Source organism: Streptomyces sp. NPDC031426 (genome assembly GCF_055581585.1).
In genome coordinates, this window is the sequence record NZ_JBVIJE010000086.1 from 1 (window position 1) to 4,613 (window position 4,613).

Sequence of the window (4,613 nt, forward strand, 5' to 3'; positions counted from 1 at the left end):
ATGTTGCCGCCGTTGCTGCGGTCCCTGGTCCGGGTGCCCGTACGTCGTGCTGCGGCGGCCGATGCCGCGGCCCCCGGGGCCCTGGCCCAACGCCTGACCACACTCCCCCCGGCCGAGCAGGAGAAGGTGCTGCTCGACCTGGTCTGCACGCACGTGGCGGCCGTACTCGGATACGCGGGACCGGCAGCGGTGGACCCGGAGCGGTCCTTCAACGAGGTCGGCTTCGACTCGCTGACCGCGGTGGAGCTGCGCAACCGGCTGACCGCGGCCACCGAGGTCCGCCTCCCCGCGACTCTGATCTTCGACTACCCCACGCCCACCGCCCTGGCCGCCTTCCTCCGGGAGGAGACCGCCCCGGACGGGCCGGCGGCGGTGACCCCGCTGCTCGCGGAGCTCGACAGGCTGGAGGCATCTCTGGCGGTGGTCCTCCCCGATGACGACGGGCATGCGCAGATCACCGCACGCCTCCAGGACCTGCTGGCCAAGTGGGGTGACGGCCGGAAGGAGCCGGAGGACGACGCGGCTGCGGCCGAGGTCGCCGAGGAGATCGAATCGGCGACGGACGACGACCTGTTCGACTTCATCGGTAAAGAGTTCGGGATCTCCTGACGTGAACGGCTCCGCCTTTCTGGCTGCCGCGAGAGGGATGCACGTATGAACGAGGAAAAGCTCCGCTACTTTCTCAAGCGGGTGACGGCGGACCTTCATGAAACCCGGCGCCGCCTGGAGGAAGTCGAGTCCGGGGAGCAGGAACCGATCGCGATCGTCGGGATGAGCTGCCGCTACCCCGGTGGCGTCGGATCGCCCGAGGACCTGTGGCAGCTGGTCCTGGACGGCCGGGACGCGATCTCCGGTTTCCCGACCGACCGCGGCTGGGACATCGAGCGTCTCTTCGACGCCGATCCCGAACAACAGGGCACGAGTTACGTCAGCGAAGGCGGGTTCCTGCACGACGCCAACTACTTCGACCCGGCGTTCTTCGGCATCAGCCCGCGTGAGGCGCTGGCGATGGACCCGCAGCAGCGGCTGCTGCTGGAGACCACCTGGGAGGTGTTCGAACGCGCGGGCATCGACCCGGCGTCGGTGCGCGGCAGCCGGACGGGTGTCTTCGCCGGCGTGATGTACCACGACTACACCTCCCGCCTGCGCGCCGTACCCGAAGGCGTGGAGGGCTACCTCGGCACCGGCGGATCCAGCAGCATCGCCTCCGGCCGTGTGGCCTACTCGTTCGGCCTCGAGGGCCCGGCGGTCACCGTCGACACCGCCTGCTCGTCCTCGCTGGTCACCCTGCACCTGGCCGTCCAGGCGCTGCGCAACGGCGAGTGCTCGCTGGCGCTGGCCGGCGGTGTCACCGTCATGCCGACACCGGGTACCTTCACCGAGTTCAGCCGCCAGCGCGGCCTGTCCTTCGACGGCCGCTGCAAGTCGTTCGCCGCCGCGGCGGACGGCACGGGCTGGGGCGAGGGCGTGGGCATGCTCCTGGTGGAGCGGCTCTCGGACGCCCGGAAGAACGGCCACCCGGTGCTGGCCGTGGTCCGCGGCTCGGCGGTCAACCAGGACGGCGCGAGCAACGGCCTGACGGCGCCGAACGGTCCCTCGCAGCAGCGAGTGATCCGGCAGGCACTGGCCAACGCCCGGCTGACCGCGAAGGACGTCGACGTGGTGGAGGCGCACGGTACGGGTACGACGCTGGGTGACCCGATCGAGGCGCAGGCGCTGCTGGCGACCTACGGCAAGGCCCGGGCCGAGGAGACGCCGCTGTGGCTGGGCTCGATCAAGTCGAACATCGGTCATACGCAGGCGGCTGCCGGTGTCGCCGGGATCATCAAGATGGTGATGGCGATGCGGCACGGTGTGCTGCCGCGGACCCTGCACGTGGACGAGCCGTCCCCGCACGTGGACTGGTCGGCGGGTGCGGTGGAGTTGCTGACCGAGGCGCGGGAGTGGCCGGAGACCGGCCGTCCCCGCCGGGCGGCGGTGTCCTCCTTCGGCATCAGCGGCACCAACGCCCATGTCATCGTCGAACAGCCGCCACTGGCCGACGACGGACAGCTCGCACCCGAGGACGGCACGGCGGCCTCGCCCGCCAAGATCTCGCTGCCCGTGCTGCCCTGGCTGCTGTCGGCCCGAGGTGAGCAGGCGCTGTGCGCCCAGGCGGAGCGGTTGCTGGCCCACATGCAGCAGCGCCCCGAACTCGACCCGACCGACATCGCTCACTCCCTGGCGACGACACGGTCCGCCCTGGAGACCCGCGCCGTGGTGATCGCGGCCGACCGCCGCACCTTCCTCGACCGTCTGGCCGAGGTGGCCGCCGGCAAGACCCCGGCCGGCATGCCGTTCGGAAACGCCGACGGCCGGGGCAGGACGGCGTTCCTGTTCACCGGTCAGGGCAGTCAGCGGCTGGGGATGGGCCGGGAGCTGTACGACGCCTATCCCGTGTTCGCCCAGGTGCTGGACGTGATCCTCACCCACTTCGAACTGCCCCTGCGTGAGGCGCTGTTCGGTGACGATGCCGGGCTGATCGACCGGACGGCGTTCACGCAGCCCGCGTTGTTCGCGGTCGAGGTGGCGCTGTTCCGGCTGCTGGAGTCGTGGGGTGTGCGCCCGGACTTCGTCTCCGGTCATTCGATCGGTGAGATCGCGGCGGCGCACTGTGCGGGTGTGCTGTCACTGGCCGACGCGTGCACGCTGGTCGCGGCCCGTGGTCGGCTGATGCAGGAACTTCCGTCCGGTGGTGCGATGGTGGCCGTCCAGGCCGCCGAGGACGAGGTGGCGCCGTTCCTGACGGACGCCGTGAGCATCGCGGCCGTCAACGGCCCGACTTCCGTCGTCATCGCAGGTGACGAGGACGCCGCACTGGAGATCGCGGCCCGCTTCGAGGAGCAGGGCCGCAGGACGAGGCGGCTGACGGTCAGTCACGCCTTCCACTCCCCGCACATGGACCCGATGCTGGCCGACTTCCGCAAGGTTGCCGAGGGTCTGTCGTACGAGGCTCCCGGCATCCCCGTCGTCTCCAACCTCACCGGGACGATCGCGACCGCCGAGGAGATCACCGACCCCGGCTTCTGGGTCCGCCACGTCCGTGAAGCCGTCCGCTTCCGCGACGGCATGCGGCTCTTGGAAGCGGAGAACGTGACGACGTTCGTCGAGCTGGGCCCGGACGGTGTGCTCTCGGCGATGGCGCAGGACTGCGTCACCGGCGACGGCCACGCCTTCGTCCCCGTGCTGCGCCAGGGACGGGCGGAGGCCGAGTCCCTCACCGCCGCCCTGGGCGTCGCCCACGTGCGTGGGGTCGCCGTCGACTGGACCGCGTACTTCTCCGGCGCCGGAGCCGAACGCGTCGACCTGCCCACCTACGCCTTCCAGCACGAGCACTACTGGCTGGACGCCGGCACCGCGGTCGGCGACGTCACCTCCATGGGGTTGCGGTCCGCCGATCACCCGCTGCTGGGCGCGGCCGTCTCCCTCGCCGACGCCGAAGGCTTCCTGTTCACCGGCCGGTTGTCGGTAGAGACGCAGCCGTGGCTGGCCGATCACGTGGTCATGGGTGCGGTGCTGCTGCCCGGCACGGCGTTCGTCGAACTGGCACTGCGCGCCGGCGAGCAGGTCGGCTGCGAACTGGTGGAGGAACTGACCCTCGAGGCGCCGCTCGTCCTGCCCGAAGAGGGCGGAGTCGAGCTGCAACTCGTCGTCGGCGCGCCCGACCGCTCGGGCCGCCGTTCGCTCGCCTTCCACTCACGTTCCGACCAGGCGCCTGCGGAGGAGCCGTGGGTGCGGCATGCCACGGGTGTGCTGGCGGAGGGTGCGGGTGAGGTGTCCGCGGTTGATCTGGGGGTGTGGCCGCCTCGGGGTGCGGAGTCGGTCGAGGTGGCCGGTCTGTATGAGTCGCTGGCGGCTTCGGGGTTCGTCTACGGTCCTGTGTTCCAGGGGCTGCGGGCGGTGTGGCGGCGTGGTGACGAGGTGTTCGCGGAGGTGAGCCTGCCGGAGGGCGGTGGGGGTGCGGCCGATGGTTTTGGTGTGCATCCGGCTGTTCTGGATGCGGTGTTGCATGCGATCGGGCTGGGTGGTCTGGTGGCGGACACCGGTCAGGGGCGGTTGCCGTTCTCGTGGTCGGGTGTGACGTTGCATGCCGTGGGCGCCACCGCGCTGCGGGTACGACTCGGCCGTGCCGGCCAGGACGCCGTGTCACTGTCCCTGGCCGACACCACCGGGCGGCCCGTCGCGTCGGTGGACTCCTTGGTGCTGCGGCCGGTGTCGCCGGAGCAGTTGCGCGTCTCCGGTGACGGTCCGGCCGATTCGCTGTTCCGCGTGGAGTGGACCCCCGTGCAGGTGCCGACGACGGTTTCGGTGTCCGCCGCGGACTGGGTCGTCCTCGAACCCGAGGGCCTGGATGCGCTCGATGTGGTGCCGGGGACGGTGGTGGTGGACGGGCTGACGCCGTGTGGTGGGGTGGTGTCTGCCGGGGTGGTGCGTGAGGCGGTGCGGCGGGCGCTGGCTGTGGTGCAGGGCTGGTTGGCGGGGGAGCGGTTCGCCGGGTCGCGTCTGGTGGTCGTCACGCGTGGTCTTGCGGGTGCGGCGGTGCGTGGTCTGGTGCGGTCGGCGCAGTCGGAGAA

The 4,613-nt window shown here is 71.1% G+C and carries 2 protein-coding genes; both read left to right on the forward strand.

Annotation, left to right across the window (positions count from 1 at the left end; all coding sequences use genetic code 11):
- Nucleotides 1–609, forward strand: a 609-nt coding sequence (locus ACZ5NH_RS45240) for an acyl carrier protein (protein ID WP_468784292.1), incomplete at its 5' end; no start/stop codon positions are given.
- A gap of 45 nt (nucleotides 610–654) precedes the next feature.
- On the forward strand, nucleotides 655–4,613 hold a 3,959-nt coding region (locus ACZ5NH_RS45245), incomplete at its 3' end, for a type I polyketide synthase (protein ID WP_468784294.1).